The following is a 15,583-nucleotide window of genomic DNA, read 5'->3' as shown; positions in this document are numbered from 1 at the left end:
GAGAACATAATGAAAATGGCAACATACACATCAGCAGGGGAACTTAATGTAGAATCATCAGAGCTCAGAGATTCAAGTATGCGGCAGAACACCAGCATTGCAGAAAGAGCAACAGTCCAAACCCAGCAACAAAGGAAAAAAGGAATCACAATCAAGGCCAAGCTGATACTTATCGGCACTCTTTTCCTCATCAGTATGTTGGCCAGTGAAATCTTCTCAACGTATTCAGACCACAATGTTGGTGTGGCTGTTGACAAAGTGGACCTGCGTGATGAACAAGTTACGCTACTGGCTGAGATGGAAGTATCACTGGTTGAATTCATTCTGGCCGGCATGGATGCAATCATTGACAAGGAAGACGGACAGATCGCCCCAGAAATCATGGAGGAAATGAAAAGTGCTGCTGCCTTCTGGCAGAAAAACCTCCACCAACTGGAAGGACTTACTGATACTGCTGAGGAGAAGCAAATGGCCGCTGAGGTTTTATCTTTATATCCTCAACTGGAGTCAGCTCTACTGACCGACCTGCCAAAACTTATCATCACACGCGCCGACACGGCAGGCTTTGATGAAATCGATGATCGTATCGATAACCTGGGAGGACGTATCGATCGACCGCTGATGGCACTCATCTCATCTGTTGAAGCCGAAAGTCATGAGGCTATTGAGAGTATGCATCAACAGCTGGCACAATCCAAACTCATCCGACGGATCTTTTCAGCAATCATGCTCACCATAATCGGTGTATTCATCTTCTTTGTCGGACGCTCCATTCTCATCCCGGTCCTGTCAGCCAAGGCGATGATCCAGGACGTGGCAGAAGGTGAGGGTGACCTGACCAAGCGTCTTGAGGTCAGCAGTGACGAGGTGGGTGAACTCGCCCAGTGGTTCAATATATTTATGGACAAACTGCATGCAATCATCTGTAATGTGAACACAAATGTGGACTCATTGTCCAGTTCATCAACCAATCTTTCCACCCTTTCCGGTACCCTTGCAGACGGTTCAGAGGAAGTATCCTCCCAATCCAATACAGTTGCTGCAGCAGCCGAGCAGATGAGTTCCAACATGAACGCCGTCGCAGCGGCCAGCGAACAGGCTTCTGTTAATGTAAACATGGTTGCCTCCGCAGCCGAGGAATTGAACGCCACCGTTAATGAAATAGCAGGTAATACCGCAAGAGCACGTCAAATCACCGAACAGGCAGTTGAAAAAACCGGCCATGCTTCACAGCGTGTAAACGAGTTGGGCGGTGCTGCAAACGAAATCAGTAAAGTTACCGAAGTTATAACTGAAATATCTGAACAGACCAACCTGTTAGCACTCAATGCCACTATTGAGGCAGCGCGTGCCGGCGACGCTGGAAAAGGATTTGCGGTTGTGGCCAATGAAATCAAGGAACTTGCCAAACAAACCGCAGAAGCGACACTTGAAATCAAACAGAAGATTGAGGCAATCCAGTCGTCTACAGGAATGACCGTAACCGAGATCAGTGAAATCAACAGAACCATAAACGATGTCAGCGACATCGTATCCACCATCGCCACGGCAGTTGAGGAACAATCCGCATCCACCAATGAAATTGCCTCAAATGTATCCCAGGCAGCTCTTGGCATTAACGAAGTAAATGAGAATGTGACGCAGAGTTCCACCGTCTCGGCAGAGATCTCCGACTCTATCCGTGGGGTCAGTCGGATTTCAGAGCAGCTTGGCGGTGACAGCAATAATGTCAACAAACAGTCCCTCGACCTGAAGGCACTGTCAGACCAACTGGCCGGTATTGTCAATCAGTTCAAATTATAACCAGAGTTGAACGGCATAAGGGATTCCGGCATCCCCACCCAACCAGGGAGGCATTCATGAATGAATGTAAAACTACTGGTAAAGTAACCGACGATGCCTCCATGAGTGTAAGTGTCAGGTTGCTTGTTTCCCTTATGCACCATGCGGGAGAGCTGTTTTTGGATCGAGAAATGCCTCTTCAACCATCAGCTCAAAGCATTTTCCCACCATAGACGGTGTTGCCCAGCAGATAGACAGGAAGCCAGTCCTGCGATAACTGATAATGCTGCCTGTCACGGAAATTTATTCCAACAATTTTTCTGTAACGTGAAAGCCTCCTCTCTTCATTCAGTTCCCCTCACAATTTCATTATCTTACCACCACCAGCAACCTGTTTTTATCACCAGCCTAAAAGAAAGTTTACAGATTATCTCTCGAGATGATTATTTTGTATCGTGTATTCTTTTGAGCTTCTGACCTCATTTATAAACAGTCGTCCCTCTATCTTGACATGCAAAACTTTCTTGATGACATACGTTACAATTGCGATATCTCAGATGCACGGGACCATGGTGTCTACTCGATGTGTACCATGGTGCTCAAGCTCAGGAATTTCTACAAATGGGAGAAAGGTATTGAGCCCTGGGATGAACCTGAACCGGCAGAATTGCTCGACTGGATTGAGGCCAAAGAAAATTACTGGGAGACACTTGCAGGTGGAGAGTATCGTGAACTTCGAGTTGGTGAAACATCAATCGAGCCCTTTGAGCTGGAAAAAGTAAACACATTTTTTCAGGAAGAAGGTTGGTACTACGGGGCAGGATTTGGCAGATCCATGAAGACGATCTTTTTCCTGGCTGAAATTATCGAACACCGTGAAGTAGAGGGATGCCCCGTTATCATACTGGGAAAGGAGCATGTGCGTGAGATGGCAGCACCTCCGGCTATGGTGCAGGACCAGATGATTATCATTAAAAGAGACGCCATTCGTTTTTTCTTCTGGGACCAGATTGAGGAATTCCGCTCCAGCTGCCGAAACCCGCTCCAACGTGCCCTGGAAACATACGGACTCTATAGAAAGAACAAACTCGACCGAGATCTTCTGTGCGGGCAACTCGAAACCATCGTTGACCACGAGCTGAATCTCTTTGTCTATCATGAAGTCGGCGAGATTTTACAGAAGGGTATAAGCTCATCAACACTCCAGAAAATAACCGGGCATTTTCCCGGCTCGATCCCGGAATTTATCTGCAGGGGCATAAAAGATCTGCTGGCGGATACCCACCCTCAAGGTCCTCTCGCATACGCAATACGAGAACAGCGCCTCTCCACCCTCGGTTTCTATCTCACCTTTCTTGACGGTTTGCGCGAAAAGATCTTTCCCGAACTGGCAGAAGGCTGGAAGCGGTTTAACAACGACCATGACTGGTCGACCATTGAATCGGCCCGTGGGCAATGCTACGAAAAGATGCTATCGATTGCCTCAAAAATTGAATCAATAGCAGAGGAAATCGGTCACAAAAGTGATGCAGATCTCTTGAAAATGTTTGAAAACCACATTCTCCAACCTCTTTATATACCTGGCAGGTAGATATTTTTTTACCTTCTTTTTCAGCTTTCCTCGTATCCGCTCCTCTATCACTTGCAGTTATCCGACTATTTTCGTATATTTTTTTGATTCCCATCTGCAATGTGTTTTTAATCACTTTGAATCCCAACCAGACTTTACATCATTTACAATATCATGAACCACGCAACTCCACTCTCCGTAGTTATCCTTGCCGCCGGCAAGGGAACCAGGATGAAATCCGGCAAGGCCAAGGTCCTGCACGAAGTGTTTTATTCTCCCATGGTCCACCACGTTATCTGGAGCGTCCTGCCGCTTGAGCCGACCAGAATTGCTGTTATTATCGGCCACCAAAAGGAAGCGGTTCAACAGTCCCTGAAATCGTTCGATGTGGAATTTGTTGTTCAGAAGGAACAACTGGGCACCGGCCATGCGGTCCTTACCGCCGAAAGGGCGATTGAACAGGGTTCCGGCACAGTTATGATTCTTTGTGGCGACACTCCTTTACTGCAATCAGCAACACTGCAAGAGATGTACAACGCACACCATGCAAGCGGTGCAGACCTGACGCTGATGACAACTACTCTTGACAATCCAACCAATTACGGTCGTATCCTCACGGCAAACGACGGTTCACTTCGAGGTATCGTTGAGCAAAAAGATGCCAGTAAAGAAGAACTAGCTATCTGTGAAATCAATGCCGGAATTTATTGTGTGGAACGCGATTTTCTCTTTTCCGCACTCAAGCAAGTCGGCACGAACAACAGTCAGGGAGAGGTCTACCTGACGGATATTGTATCCATCGCCGTCGAGCAAGGAAAATCAGCGCAGAAGTATATCACTCCCCACTCCATGGATGTGCTCGGCGTCAACTCCCGCCTCGAACTCTCCCTGGCTCACAGCGAACTTCAAAAAAGACGGAACGAAGAGTTAATGTTTTGCGGTATCACCATGCACAATCCCGAGACCATCTCCGTTTCTTCAGGGGTCACGCTTGGCAAAGACTGTTTGCTCAAAAGCGGTGTCTCTATTGGCGGCATAAGCATGCTCGGGGAGAATTGCATTGTAGGAAACGGTTCCGTTATAGAGGACTGCAATATCGGTGATAATGTCGAAATCGGCCCATACTGTGTGCTAAAGGGTTTGACAATCCCTGAAAATTCTGTGTTGCCGCCACACCAGACAACATTTTGAAAAGTAGCACTTGTGGCCGACAACCAGATACCTATACAATAACAGCAGCCATAAACCATCCAGGACCTACGACCATCCCATTACAAAAAACATTAAGTTCAACCGGAGCAACCTATGAGCGACCTAAAAAAAATGTACAGTACAATTCTCGGTGACCAGTTCCCCATGGACATGACTATATCGTTTGGCGACCAGAAACTCGTTTACAGAAAGAGGACATGGAGCATTGTCCAGGATGATGGGTCTGCCGATGAACGAGGAATACGTTACGGCGAAAATCCTGACCAGGAGGCGGCACTCTATGAACTGGTCAACGGTAACCTGACTCTAGGCGATTGCAAATATATTGAACCAGGCAATGGACTTGTGTCAGGGATCGATGTTTCCGACATGCTGCAGGTAGGAAAACATCCCGGTAAAATTAACCTCACTGATATCGACAACGGCCTGAACATTCTCAAATACCTTGTTGACCGGCCCGCCGCCGTCATCCTTAAACACAACAACCCCTGTGGTGCCGCATATGGATCTACGCTTGCGGATGCATTCAATAAAGCCAACCGAGCCGACCGTATCGCTGCCTTCGGAGGAGCTGTTGTTATGAGCAGAAGCTGTGATGTCGATACTGCCAGCCTCCTTGCCGATAACTACCTTGAAGTTGTCTGCGCTCCTGATTTTGAGGATGGCACACTGGATATACTCAGTAAACGCAAGAACCTGCGCATTATCAGAATAAACCGCATAGATCGGCTGGCCGAGTTTGAAAAATTTCGTTTTGTAGATTTCAAGAGCCTTATTGACGGTGGCATTATTGCCCAACAGTCCGCTGTTAACTCCATCCGCTCCATAGATGACCTGCAACCTGCAGTTTCAACCTGGAAGGAGAAGGAATACCGATGCGATCGTCAACCGACTGAACAGGAAATCGACGACATGATTTTTGGCTGGGCCATAGAGCACGGAGTCACTTCCAACTCAGTGCTTTACGTAAAGGACGGATGTACCGTCGGGATCGGAACTGGTGAGCAGGATCGTGTAGGTGTTGCGGAAATTGCAGTCCACAAGGCGTATATCAAATACGCCGATATCCTTTGCTACGATAAGCACAAACTCCCCTATGCGGACCTGGAACTGGCTATTGCCAAAGGTGAGAGGGATAAGAGCGAAATAGAGGAAATCGATAATCAGGTTCAACAGGACCGGGGCAACCTGCCAGGCTGCACCATGATCTCCGATGCCTTCTTCCCATTCAGGGATGGTGCCGACGTAGGAATTCGTCAGGGTATTACCGCCATTTTACAGGCCGGAGGATCCATGCGGGATTTCGAGACAATCGAAGCATGCAACGAGGCCGATCCCAAAGTGGCCATGATGTATACAGGTCAGAGATCATTCAAACACTGATCCGGTTTTCCCTTGAAACAATGAGAAACCAGCGTTAAAAAACACCTATCGGCAATAAGTACTTACAAGGCGGATTTACCTGAAAATGTAAATCCGCCCTTTTCTCTTAAGGGAATACAGGAACAGCAATGAAGCCAGCAAAACGGGGTATATCCCGCATAATTGCAGCATTTTTCTATTCACTTCAGGGAATCAAATCATGCCTGAAGCATGAGGAGGCATTCCGGCAGGAGGCGGCTCTTGTCCTGCTGCTGCTGCCAGTCATCCTCTTCCTGCCGGTTGCAACAACTACGAAGCTGTCACTTTTCCTGGTCAATATGCTGATCCTTATTGTCGAGATGCTCAACTCGGCTATTGAGGCAATTGTCGATATGACGTCTCCAGAGTATCACGACCTGGCCAAGCGGGCCAAGGATGTGGGAAGCGGTGCTGTCTTTCTTGCCATTCTCACAGCCTCAGTCTTCTGGCTGCACGCTCTCTTTGGTATTTATTCCAAATAGTACTGAAGGTTCCAGGTTAAACTGGAATTTTCATATTACACTTCTACCCATTCCCCTGCCTCCGCCGATTGCAGTGCCGCAGAGCAGACCTGTACGGCATACAGTCCCTCCCGACTACATATCGGATTTTCACCAGAACCGTCGAGAAAGGCAAGCCAGTCAGTAAGCAACGGCAGTATCGTTGGAAACGGCTCAAAATCACGATGGTCTGTCACCCTGTTCTGCTCGACGATTTCTAAAAAGCCATGAATCTGCTCACCTACCAGTTGACCTTTCTGGCAAATAAACTCGAACCTGCCGCTCCTGGCGTGTCCGACTTTGCTGACATCCACCGTGCCGAATACGTTGTTTTCACATTCGACCAGCATGACGACAAGATCTTCCAGTCTGCTCGAGTGTACACATTTCATAGTCGCCATGACACGTAGTATACGCAGGCCGGTTATAACCTTTAAGGCATCGAACACATGAACAGCGGTATGCATCATCACACCGGCACCCGCCGCTTCAGGGTCGTCATGCCAAGCCAGTGTCGACGGTTCGATCCGCTGGTCGACAGCAAATGAGTGAAGCCGACCCATCTCCGGCAGTCTCTCGCCCAAGGCAGCTATGACAGGGTTATATCTCAGAGTCTGTCCGACAGTAAGCGGACAGTTGGCGCTCTCCATAGTAGAAACAAGAGCAGATGCTTCCCTGCTGTCACGCGCCAATGGCTTTTCTATAAGCAGGGGCTTGCTGTGGGCAGCACAGAGTTGTGCTATTTCCAGGTTTAAACCAGGAGGAGTGACAGCGATGAGGGCATCGACCTGCGGGTCGGCAATCAACGCCTGCCAATCTTTAAAATAGTTACAGCCCCACACCTTGGCCTGTTCGATACCGTCGGGTGAACGTCGGCTTATGCCAGCCAACTTTGCTCCGGCAAGATCGTTGACAACATGATTGGCATACCTGCTGCCGTGTTTCCCGGTTCCGATAATGCCAATACGTCTCATGGACTCACCTCATCGGGTTTAAGATTCGAGCAATGCTTATCCTGCCAGCCGCTATTTGCCAGATTAGACGAGTACCGTCCTGAAAAATATCACATAACCAACAGCACCAATTGACACGGCCAGCAACAGGAATAAACTGATAACAGTCACCAGTTTTGCAACATTTATCGTACGCTTCTTTCTGGCGGGCCTTTTCTTGCGCTGGCTTGTCTTTTTCTTCGCTGCAGTCTTTCGGGTTGTCGCTCGTACCATTCCTGTCTACTTCTCCCTCTCGAGCACATACCCCGCCAATCCGGTCAGAATCTCCTTTGCCTCAAAACCTTCCGGTGCTGAAAACGTTTCGAGCTGCAGTAACGCCTCAGTCACATGCTGCCGCGCCCTGGCCCGCGTTTCCGTAAAGGCCCCATATTTGTCAAGGATACCATATACCGTGCTGAATTCACTTTTACGCAATGATTCATCTGACAGGATCTGCTCCAAACAAGCACGATCAGTTGAATCAGCCTGCTCCCAACCGAGAATCAACGGCAATGTCATCTTGCCCTCAATCAGATCATTGCCTACCGCTTTACCTGTTTTTTGTTCATCCCCAGTATAATCAAGCAGATCATCAATCATCTGGAAAGCACATCCCAACCCGACACCGTATTGATGAAGGCGTTCCTGTTGTTCCGGATTCCCGCCGCCATATAAAGCACCTACCCGGCAGGCAGCTGCTATGAGCAAACCGGTCTTACCCATAATTGTCTCATAATACCCAGATTCCGATGTAGAAAAGCTGTCACTGTTTCTCAGCTGCATGAACTCGCCATCCACCATCCCGGCGGTTGCCATACAAAAAATGGCCAGCCCTTCCTTACCCGCAATATTACCAACAATATGCATAGACCTGGCGTGCAGGTAATCTCCAGCCAGGATGGCAGCAATGAGACCGAACTTGATATTAACAGCAGGCTTTCCCCGCCTTGACATTGCCCCGTCTATCACATCATCATGAAACAGGGTGGCGGCATGAAGGTATTCAAAAGCCGTGGCCAGTTGATACACGCGCTGATCATTGCTGCCGCACAGTCGTGAGGAGAGGACAACCAGTAAAGGGCGGATCCGTTTCCCCCCATTGAATAAACCGTAATCCAATACCTCCAGGAGGAGATCATCCACTTTGCCCCGGATCGCATCAAGATCCTCATGCATGTATCTATCAACCAGAACGGCACGATCGATAATCGCATTTTTCAATTTATGCTGGTCAGTCATCTCCACCTTTCGTCATCAATCTTTTAATGGGTGCCTTTTAAATTCAGGCTAAATCTCTCAAATAGTTCTTCAACCGGCTCAAGTGTACGAACGATCGGCGAAGGAGGCAAACTTTTTCTGAAAATCGAGCCATATCCCTTCTTAAATAGACGGACGTCCAACACAGCGATAACCCCCCAATCAGTAGTGGTCCGCATCAACCGACCGACGCCCTGACGCAGGCTGAGTATGGCCCGGGGTACCTGGAAATCGAAAAACGGGTTTCCGCCTCTATCCGTAATTGCCTTGACCCTCGCCTGAATCACCGGATCTGAAGGAACCTCAAAAGGGAGTTTATCGATGATAACACAGCTCAACGATTCTCCCGGCACATCGACCCCCTCCCAGAAACTGGCAACAGCCACCAAGACGGTCTCTCTGGAAGTCCGAAATTTTTCCAGCAACGCATTTCGGGAACCATCTCCCTGTACCAATAGCGGATATGGGAGATGCTCACTGAGATATTCCGCCATATTCTCCATCCCCCTGAAACTTGTACATAAAACCAGGCCCCTGCCCTTACTGGCCACAAGCAGTTCACATGCAAGTCTGCTGGCCTGCTCCGCATGAGCAGGAGATGAAGGTTCGGGGAAACTGTTCCCGGGAATATAAAGAAGTGTTCTATTCTTATAATCAAAAGGAGACTGCAGTCGTAATGTGTCGACATCCGCATCCAGCCCCAGTCGTTCCCGTACGTACCCGAAATCACCACCACTGGTCAGGGTCGCAGAGGTCATAACACACCAGCTAACTGCACTATACAGGGTATCCTGCAGGTGATGAGCAATATCCACAGGGGTTGCAGACAAGCTGACCGATCGTTCACGCCGCTCATACCAGTGGACAAATGAGCCGTTTGCAACACCTTCACCTGGCAGACTAATTTCAAACAGATGCTCCCGAAGCTCCCTCGTGCGGCTCTCCAGGCTGTTCCAGCCATCCCCATACGCCAGGCATCCCTGCAACTCATCTGCCAGACGCTTCAGCCCAGTTGCCATATGCTCTATCTCGGTCTGCCAGACAGCCGGAGTCATGTCCTGTATCAGCCCATCAAGATGATATTTTCCGTACCGGGCAGGAAACAGTGAAGCAAACTCCTCGGCCCTCTGCCGCACACCTTGTGCAGCGCCGATAATCCGGTCATACATATCCGGATCGAGTTCAGCCTCAGCCTGGCGACGAATATCGGAAAAGAGATCCAGGAGTTGATATTGACTAAACGTTCTACCGAAAAAAGTCGTCGCCACATTCTCAAGATGGTGGGCCTCATCGAAAACCACTCCCTCATAACGAGGAAGTACCTCTCCATACCCTCCTCTCCTGACAGCAAGGTCTGAAAAAAAGAGATGGTGGTTGACCACTATGATAGAGGCACGGGCAGCTTTCTTCCTGGCAGCGTTAACAAAACAGTCGGCAGACTCCGGACAATCACCTCCAAGACACTGGTTTGATTTTGCCGATATTTTGTACCAAAGCGATGATTGATCTGACAGCCATTCCAATTCGGCACGATCCCCTATCTCGGTCTCCTGCAACCACTCTCCGATACGGCTACAGTCATCATCTTCAACCAGGGACATCTGGGCGGCGGAATGGTGTTGATACCACCGATACCTGCATAAGTAATTTTGCCTACCTTTCAGACAGACAACGTTTAATTCGCTGCCGAATACTTTTGTGAGAAGCGGCACCTCCTTGTTCATGATCTGATCCTGGAGGTTCAGTGTTGCCGTCGACACCACCACCCGCCTGCCGGAGAGAAGGACAGGAACAAGATACGCCAGGGTCTTCCCGATGCCTGTCTCAGCCTCAACCAGCAGGAGATTTGCCCGCAGGCACTCCCCATCAGGTTCAGCATGCTCTATAACCTGACAAACCGCTTCGGCCATGGTGCGTTGCACGTCCCTCGGCTCGAACCCTGGAATATATTGTGATAGTAAGCCGTTTTCGGAAAAAAATTCTTCTGGTTGCATCAGCTACAGGTGAAAGGTAAAAATAAAGTGAGGAAGATATTTAAAAAAATCGTATGTGAGTATACAATAGAAATGTGTATACGAGTACACGTTTCTGACTATTCCTTTTTACTTCTTCAGCTATGGATACCTTGCCGACATAACTATGGTAGAACTCCTTAGAGGATACGAAGAGCATTACGAACTTGATCTTTCCCAACTACTGAATCATGGCGAATCGGTGGTTATAGTAGACGACTCACCTGAGATCGTCCTGATCCTCAAACATTACCTCGACAAGCAGGGACTGCCTGTTCTCCAGGCAGGGTCGGCAGCTGAATTCTACCAGTTACTTCAATCAAGTCCCATTGCCCTGATCCTTCTTGATATTGGCCTGCCTGATAAAAGCGGTATCGAGATACTACAGGATATCGTCCCCAAGTATCCTGATCTTGGAATAGTGATGGTAACCGGAACGACCAATCTCGATACCGCACTTGAATGCCTGCGTCTGGGAGCTGACGATTACCTGACCAAACCTGTCGGTGGTGAAAAACTTACACATACGTTGGTGTCAACGCTGAAAAAACGCAAACTGGCCATCGAAAACCGTCACATCCAGCAGGAACTTGAAGCCGCCCACAACAGGACCAGGTTCCTGCATCAGTTGAACCTGCAGATGAACAGTGTCTACTTGAGCAATGTGGAACTCAAGGCGATACTCAGGGCTATTCTGGTCGGAATCACCTCAGAGGAAGGACTGAAATTTAACAGGGCCTTTCTGGCCCTCTTTTCCGATGACGGACAAATTCTTGAAGGAAAGCTGGCTATCGGCACCACTTGTCGGGCCGAAGCGGGAAGGGTCTGGGACTCGATAAAGCAAAAAAACCTTCAGTTACAGGATATTATTACTGACGATAACGGTGGGAACGAAGAAGGCGATGTGGAGGTAAACAGAATCATCAGCCAGTTACGTGTCCCTGTTACAGATTTGTCACATATACTTATAAGTGCTGCAATCAATCGTCAGACCATTGTGGTTACTAATGGTTCAGCTATCGGCTGCAATGTCCCGTATGAACTTCTGCATATTCTTGATCACAGCTCTTTTGTGGTTGTTCCTCTCTATTCACCTTCCAAATCACTTGGCGTACTTATTGTCGACAACTTCGTGACCCACAAGCAAATTACCCTGGAGGAAATACATTCCCTCGAGATCTTCGCCAGTCAGGCCAGTCTTGCGATTGAGCATAGTCATCTATACGAAGATATGCGAATTAAAATTGAGGAGCTTGAAATGGTCAACCAGGAACTCGACAAGAGCAAAGATCTTCTCGTCGCGGCTGAACGATATTCTGCAGTGGGACATATGTCGGCCCAGTTGGTCCATGTCATCCGTAATCCTATTACCTCAATAGGTGGAACGGCCCGCCTCCTTGTCAAAAGGACCGAAGACCCTTACATTGCGAAGTTCCTCAAGGTTATTTCAAAAGAAGCGGCAAAGATTGAGGCAACCCTTGAAGATCTTTTTAATTTTGTTGAGGAACGCCAACTTCAATTGGCACCGCATCAACTGTATTCCTTGTTGCGCCGATGCGTCATGGTTTTTTATACTACTATGAAAAACGGAAATATTACGTATCAATTCGACTTACCGGGTATAAGCCCTGTTGTGCAGGTTGACGGCGATCGTTTCAGGCAGGTATTCCTGCATTTGATAAAAAACGGGATAGAGGCAATGACGGGTGGAGGGGTTTTATTCGTTGGCTGTACATATACCGAAAATAGGGAAGATGGTATCGAGGTTATTATACGCGACAGCGGTACCGGGATCGCAGATAACCATTTGCAACTCGTTACTGATCCATTTTTCACCACAAAAACATATGGAACGGGGATGGGTCTAACCCTGGTAGAAAAAATCACAGCCATGCATGGGGCAACATTTCATCTCAAGCAACATGAAAAAGGAGGTATGGTAGCAAAAGTACACCTGCCGGCGAAGATGATCGTGTAAATGAAATAGGGAGCCGAATCACATCTGCACATTTTCCATGAGTATCCCCGCTAAACCTGCTCTTGGCGCATGATCGACAATCCACACCCGATGGCAAGAAGCAGCAGAGCGACAATAAAGAGAAAATGTGTCGCACCGATAAAATTCTCTGGCTGCACATCAACAGCTGAATATTCTTTACCATGCCCGATAGTACGATAGGCCAGTGTAAAGCCAGCCCCGGCAATTGCCGCCCCACTCATCATCCCGAAATTCCTCGCCGTAGCCAAAATTCCTGCGCTGATCCCTGCAAATCTTTGCTGTACCCGAGTCAGAACCGAAGCACTGTTTGGCGTGAGAAATATAGAAACCCCGCATCCAAGCAGGCCGAGGCAAAAAGCAATGTAGGCTTGAGACGTCTGGTCACCAAAACGAAGCATCATGCAGACAGCAATTGCTCCGAGGAATAAACCTGTAGAAGAAACATACCTGGCAGACCCGGTAGTATCAAATATCCAACCGGACAACGGTGAAAACAGAACAAGACTTACCGGCAGGGCCATCATAGTGAGTCCTATGGCATCCGGTGTATAGTTGAGAATTATTTTCAGAAAAAACGGGAGCAGGATAATAACAATAAAAAGTGCCGAAAAGGCAAGGGATGCAGCAATTGTTGCCGTCCAGAAATACCGGTTTGATACCAACTGCAAAGGCAGAATTGGCCTGTCAGCATGTCTTTCAACCCTGATAAAAACAACGACCAGCACAGCAATAAGAAGGGTAACCAGCAGGGTTCCAATAATGCTTATTCCCACCACTTTAAAAAAACAAACAGAACAGATAACCAATAACATCCAGACTATTCCCCCTTTCCAGTCAAACGGAAAAGGATGACGTTTCTCAAAAGCGGTCAGTTTCGGTAACACCCCAAAAATCGCCAATAAGGCAAGCAACAAACTTACCGGCAATGATACAAAAAAAATGGCCCGCCAACTATAATGTGTCAATAAATAGCCACTGATAACAGGACCGCAAGTCAACCCAGCGGACGTGGCAATACCTACCAGGCCAAGCATTTTACCCAGGTTTTCAACAGGGGTGACAAGTTTTATCAAGGCAGGTCCGGTTGCCATCATCATGCCAGCCCCACATGCCTGTATCGACCGAGTCAATACCAACTGCCAGAGGTTCTGAGACAGGCTGCATAATAGAGCTCCCATCCCAAACAAACATATCCCGCCTGCGTAAATTTTACCCTTCCCAACGGTATCCCCAAGTCTTCCCCAAAAAACCAGTGTAATACTGATGACCATCAGGTACGCGACAACAATGAGATCGACCCTCTTCAACTCCTCCTGAAAATCATGCATGATTTCGGGTAGAGCAACATTAATCATGCTGCTGTCCAGAGTGGAAAGAAATACACCAAACGCAACCATCAGGAAACATTGCAAACTGTTGCGATCAGAAAAATGAGCCATACATATTTTACAAGGCAAAGAAAAAGGCGGGTTCCCGCAGAGGGAACCCGCCTTCATAAAGACTCTGCTAATTGATTAAATAATCAAATTAGTAGGAGATCTCCAGAGACAGACCGAAACCAAGTGGATTATTATCAGCTTCGTCGAAATCAACATAACCGAAGATAGCATTCAGAGACGCGCCATCGGTAACTGCGTAGCTAGCGTCGAGACCAATCTCAAAAGCTGAATCTACATCGCCATCATAGTAACCCAGGTTTGCACCGAGGGTCAGGCTCTCAGTAGCTTTGAACTTCGGAGCTACAACAACCCAGGTGGTATCGCCAAAATCGGATCCACCGATGGCGAAGGATGAAATCTGGGAGAAGTTACCCATTACGTTACCCTGTCCGGCGAAGTCATCATCAACCACAAAACCGTCCTGAGCAACACCGACAATACCATAAATGGATGCAGGTCCTACAGGAACGGTAGCCTCAATGTAAGCGCCTATACCATCGTCATCGCTACCAAGAAGGTCAGATTCTTGGTAAGCAACCTCAGCAGCCGTGGTAATACCACCAAATGCACCGCTTACCTTCAAACCAGCCAGGGTACCGCTTTCGTCTGTAAACTGCTGGTCATCCTGATATGCTGCGTATGCAACCAGACCCCAACCGCCTGCGAACTTCTGGTCGAGCCGAACACCGTACATCATGATGTCGTTATCATTATCGGCATCGTTGGCTGCTTGAACGACGTTACCGTCTGCATCTACAACATCTTCCTCGTATTCATCTTCTACCTGGATGAAAGCACGAACGTTGGTGTTCTCACCTTTGTAGATGAAATCAACAGCGTCAGCACCACGCCATGCAAATGCGAAATCGGTCAGGTTACGATAGGTCAGACCAGCTTCAACGGTGATCGGTCCAAAAGGAACACCGATGTACGCTTTATCAACCCAGAGGTTACCAGCGTCAGAACCTTTACGGTTAGACTGGGTACCATTCCAGGTAGCATCCGCCAGACGAAAACGACCTACTGCGTACGCACCACCTTTAGAGGTAGCAGTCCACTGCAGACGTACACGGGAGTTCCAGTGGGTATCCTCGGAATCAGAACTCGCGTACTCATTCTGCAGGTAGTAACGGGCACGGGCATCACCTTTAAATTTAACACCAGCCTCAGCGGCAACCGCAGCAGAAGCCAGGGTGCCAGCCAGCATAAGGCCGGCAGCGGCAGCAATTACTTTTTTCATCTCATTTCTCCTTAGTAACTAAATTGTCCCCACTTCGGGGTGTCTGTAACTCCCTTTCGTCTCAAGATGAAAAGGAATATTAGAATCTAAAAGACACTTTATACTACATAACTACTGCACTTTTATACCCGGACACTCCCAATGTCAAGTATTTTTTACCTTGGTTTAAATTTTTATAC

At 48.2% G+C, this 15,583-nt stretch carries 13 protein-coding genes; 7 read left to right on the top strand and 6 right to left on the bottom strand.

Annotated features, from left to right (window positions below; genetic code table 11):
* The first annotated feature begins 9 nt into the window (after positions 1–9).
* From GA520_RS01960 to GA520_RS01935, 6 genes are all read left to right on the top strand, one after another.
* Complete coding sequence (locus GA520_RS01960; protein WP_163340264.1) at positions 10–1,803, top strand: methyl-accepting chemotaxis protein; 1,794 nt, start codon at positions 10–12, stop codon at positions 1,801–1,803.
* A gap of 56 nt (positions 1,804–1,859) precedes the next feature.
* A complete protein-coding gene (locus tag GA520_RS01955) occupies positions 1,860–2,015 on the top strand; it encodes a hypothetical protein (RefSeq protein ID WP_163340265.1) in 156 nt (51 codons plus the stop codon).
* A 278-nt stretch (positions 2,016–2,293) separates the two neighbouring features.
* Positions 2,294–3,373, top strand: a complete 1,080-nt coding sequence (locus GA520_RS01950) for an Sfum_1244 family protein (protein WP_163340266.1) — start codon at positions 2,294–2,296, stop codon at positions 3,371–3,373.
* Positions 3,374–3,526: 153 nt separating this feature from the next.
* On the top strand, positions 3,527–4,543 hold the full coding sequence (locus GA520_RS01945) for a bifunctional N-acetylglucosamine-1-phosphate uridyltransferase/glucosamine-1-phosphate acetyltransferase (RefSeq protein ID WP_163340267.1): 1,017 nt from the start codon (positions 3,527–3,529) through the stop codon (positions 4,541–4,543).
* A gap of 114 nt (positions 4,544–4,657) precedes the next feature.
* Complete coding sequence (locus GA520_RS01940; RefSeq protein WP_163340268.1) at positions 4,658–5,947, top strand: IMP cyclohydrolase; 1,290 nt, start codon at positions 4,658–4,660, stop codon at positions 5,945–5,947.
* A 128-nt stretch (positions 5,948–6,075) separates the two neighbouring features.
* The gene (locus GA520_RS01935) at positions 6,076–6,447 is read left to right on the top strand and encodes a diacylglycerol kinase (protein ID WP_163340269.1); all 372 of its coding nucleotides are present in this window, start codon (positions 6,076–6,078) and stop codon (positions 6,445–6,447) included.
* Positions 6,448–6,482: 35 nt separating this feature from the next.
* Here the strand turns inward: GA520_RS01935 and GA520_RS01930 are convergent, their stop codons facing one another.
* From GA520_RS01930 to GA520_RS01915, 4 genes are all read right to left on the bottom strand, one after another.
* Positions 6,483–7,439, bottom strand: a complete 957-nt coding sequence (locus tag GA520_RS01930; protein ID WP_163340270.1) for a Gfo/Idh/MocA family protein — start codon at positions 7,437–7,439, stop codon at positions 6,483–6,485.
* Between the two features lie 63 nt (positions 7,440–7,502).
* Positions 7,503–7,691 carry a hypothetical protein gene (locus GA520_RS01925; protein ID WP_163340271.1) on the bottom strand — a complete coding sequence of 63 codons (189 nt, stop codon included), beginning with the start codon at positions 7,689–7,691 and terminating at the stop codon, positions 7,503–7,505.
* Positions 7,692–7,697: 6 nt separating this feature from the next.
* A complete protein-coding gene (locus GA520_RS01920; protein WP_163340272.1) occupies positions 7,698–8,696 on the bottom strand; it encodes a polyprenyl synthetase family protein in 999 nt (332 codons plus the stop codon).
* A 23-nt stretch (positions 8,697–8,719) separates the two neighbouring features.
* Positions 8,720–10,708, bottom strand: coding sequence for an ATP-dependent DNA helicase (locus GA520_RS01915; RefSeq protein ID WP_163340273.1), 1,989 nt, complete (start codon positions 10,706–10,708; stop codon positions 8,720–8,722).
* A gap of 145 nt (positions 10,709–10,853) precedes the next feature.
* Here GA520_RS01915 and GA520_RS01910 point away from each other — a divergent pair, with 145 nt between their 5' ends.
* The gene (locus GA520_RS01910) at positions 10,854–12,704 is read left to right on the top strand and encodes a response regulator (protein WP_163340274.1); all 1,851 of its coding nucleotides are present in this window, start codon (positions 10,854–10,856) and stop codon (positions 12,702–12,704) included.
* Positions 12,705–12,754: 50 nt separating this feature from the next.
* Here the strand turns inward: GA520_RS01910 and GA520_RS01905 are convergent, their stop codons facing one another.
* Positions 12,755–14,080, bottom strand: coding sequence for an MFS transporter (locus tag GA520_RS01905; protein WP_163340275.1), 1,326 nt, complete (start codon positions 14,078–14,080; stop codon positions 12,755–12,757).
* 172 nt (positions 14,081–14,252) lie between these two features.
* On the bottom strand, positions 14,253–15,404 hold the full coding sequence (locus tag GA520_RS01900; RefSeq protein ID WP_163340276.1) for a porin: 1,152 nt from the start codon (positions 15,402–15,404) through the stop codon (positions 14,253–14,255).
* Between the last annotated feature and the right edge of the window lie 179 nt (positions 15,405–15,583).

Source organism: Desulfopila sp. IMCC35008, from assembly GCF_010646885.2.
GTDB lineage: Bacteria > Desulfobacterota > Desulfobulbia > Desulfobulbales > Desulfocapsaceae > Desulfopila.
Note: the sequence above shows the minus strand (reverse complement) of the source record. Positions and strands in the feature narration are given on the sequence as shown.

What these genes read in the sequence shown, in the direction of transcription:
- GA520_RS01960 (WP_163340264.1), top strand. Translation starts at nt 10, where the DNA reads ATGAAAATGGCAACATACACATCAGCAGGGGAACTTAATGTAGAATCA.
- GA520_RS01955 (WP_163340265.1), top strand. Translation starts at nt 1,860, where the DNA reads ATGAATGAATGTAAAACTACTGGTAAAGTAACCGACGATGCCTCCATG.
- GA520_RS01950 (WP_163340266.1), top strand. Translation starts at nt 2,294, where the DNA reads ATGCAAAACTTTCTTGATGACATACGTTACAATTGCGATATCTCAGAT.
- GA520_RS01945 (WP_163340267.1), top strand. Translation starts at nt 3,527, where the DNA reads ATGAACCACGCAACTCCACTCTCCGTAGTTATCCTTGCCGCCGGCAAG.
- GA520_RS01940 (WP_163340268.1), top strand. Translation starts at nt 4,658, where the DNA reads ATGAGCGACCTAAAAAAAATGTACAGTACAATTCTCGGTGACCAGTTC.
- GA520_RS01935 (WP_163340269.1), top strand. Translation starts at nt 6,076, where the DNA reads ATGAAGCCAGCAAAACGGGGTATATCCCGCATAATTGCAGCATTTTTC.
- GA520_RS01930 (WP_163340270.1), bottom strand. Translation starts at nt 7,439, where the DNA reads ATGAGACGTATTGGCATTATCGGAACCGGGAAACACGGCAGCAGGTAT.
- GA520_RS01925 (WP_163340271.1), bottom strand. Translation starts at nt 7,691, where the DNA reads ATGGTACGAGCGACAACCCGAAAGACTGCAGCGAAGAAAAAGACAAGC.
- GA520_RS01920 (WP_163340272.1), bottom strand. Translation starts at nt 8,696, where the DNA reads ATGACTGACCAGCATAAATTGAAAAATGCGATTATCGATCGTGCCGTT.
- GA520_RS01915 (WP_163340273.1), bottom strand. Translation starts at nt 10,708, where the DNA reads ATGCAACCAGAAGAATTTTTTTCCGAAAACGGCTTACTATCACAATAT.
- GA520_RS01910 (WP_163340274.1), top strand. Translation starts at nt 10,854, where the DNA reads ATGGTAGAACTCCTTAGAGGATACGAAGAGCATTACGAACTTGATCTT.
- GA520_RS01905 (WP_163340275.1), bottom strand. Translation starts at nt 14,080, where the DNA reads ATGATTAATGTTGCTCTACCCGAAATCATGCATGATTTTCAGGAGGAG.
- GA520_RS01900 (WP_163340276.1), bottom strand. Translation starts at nt 15,404, where the DNA reads ATGAAAAAAGTAATTGCTGCCGCTGCCGGCCTTATGCTGGCTGGCACC.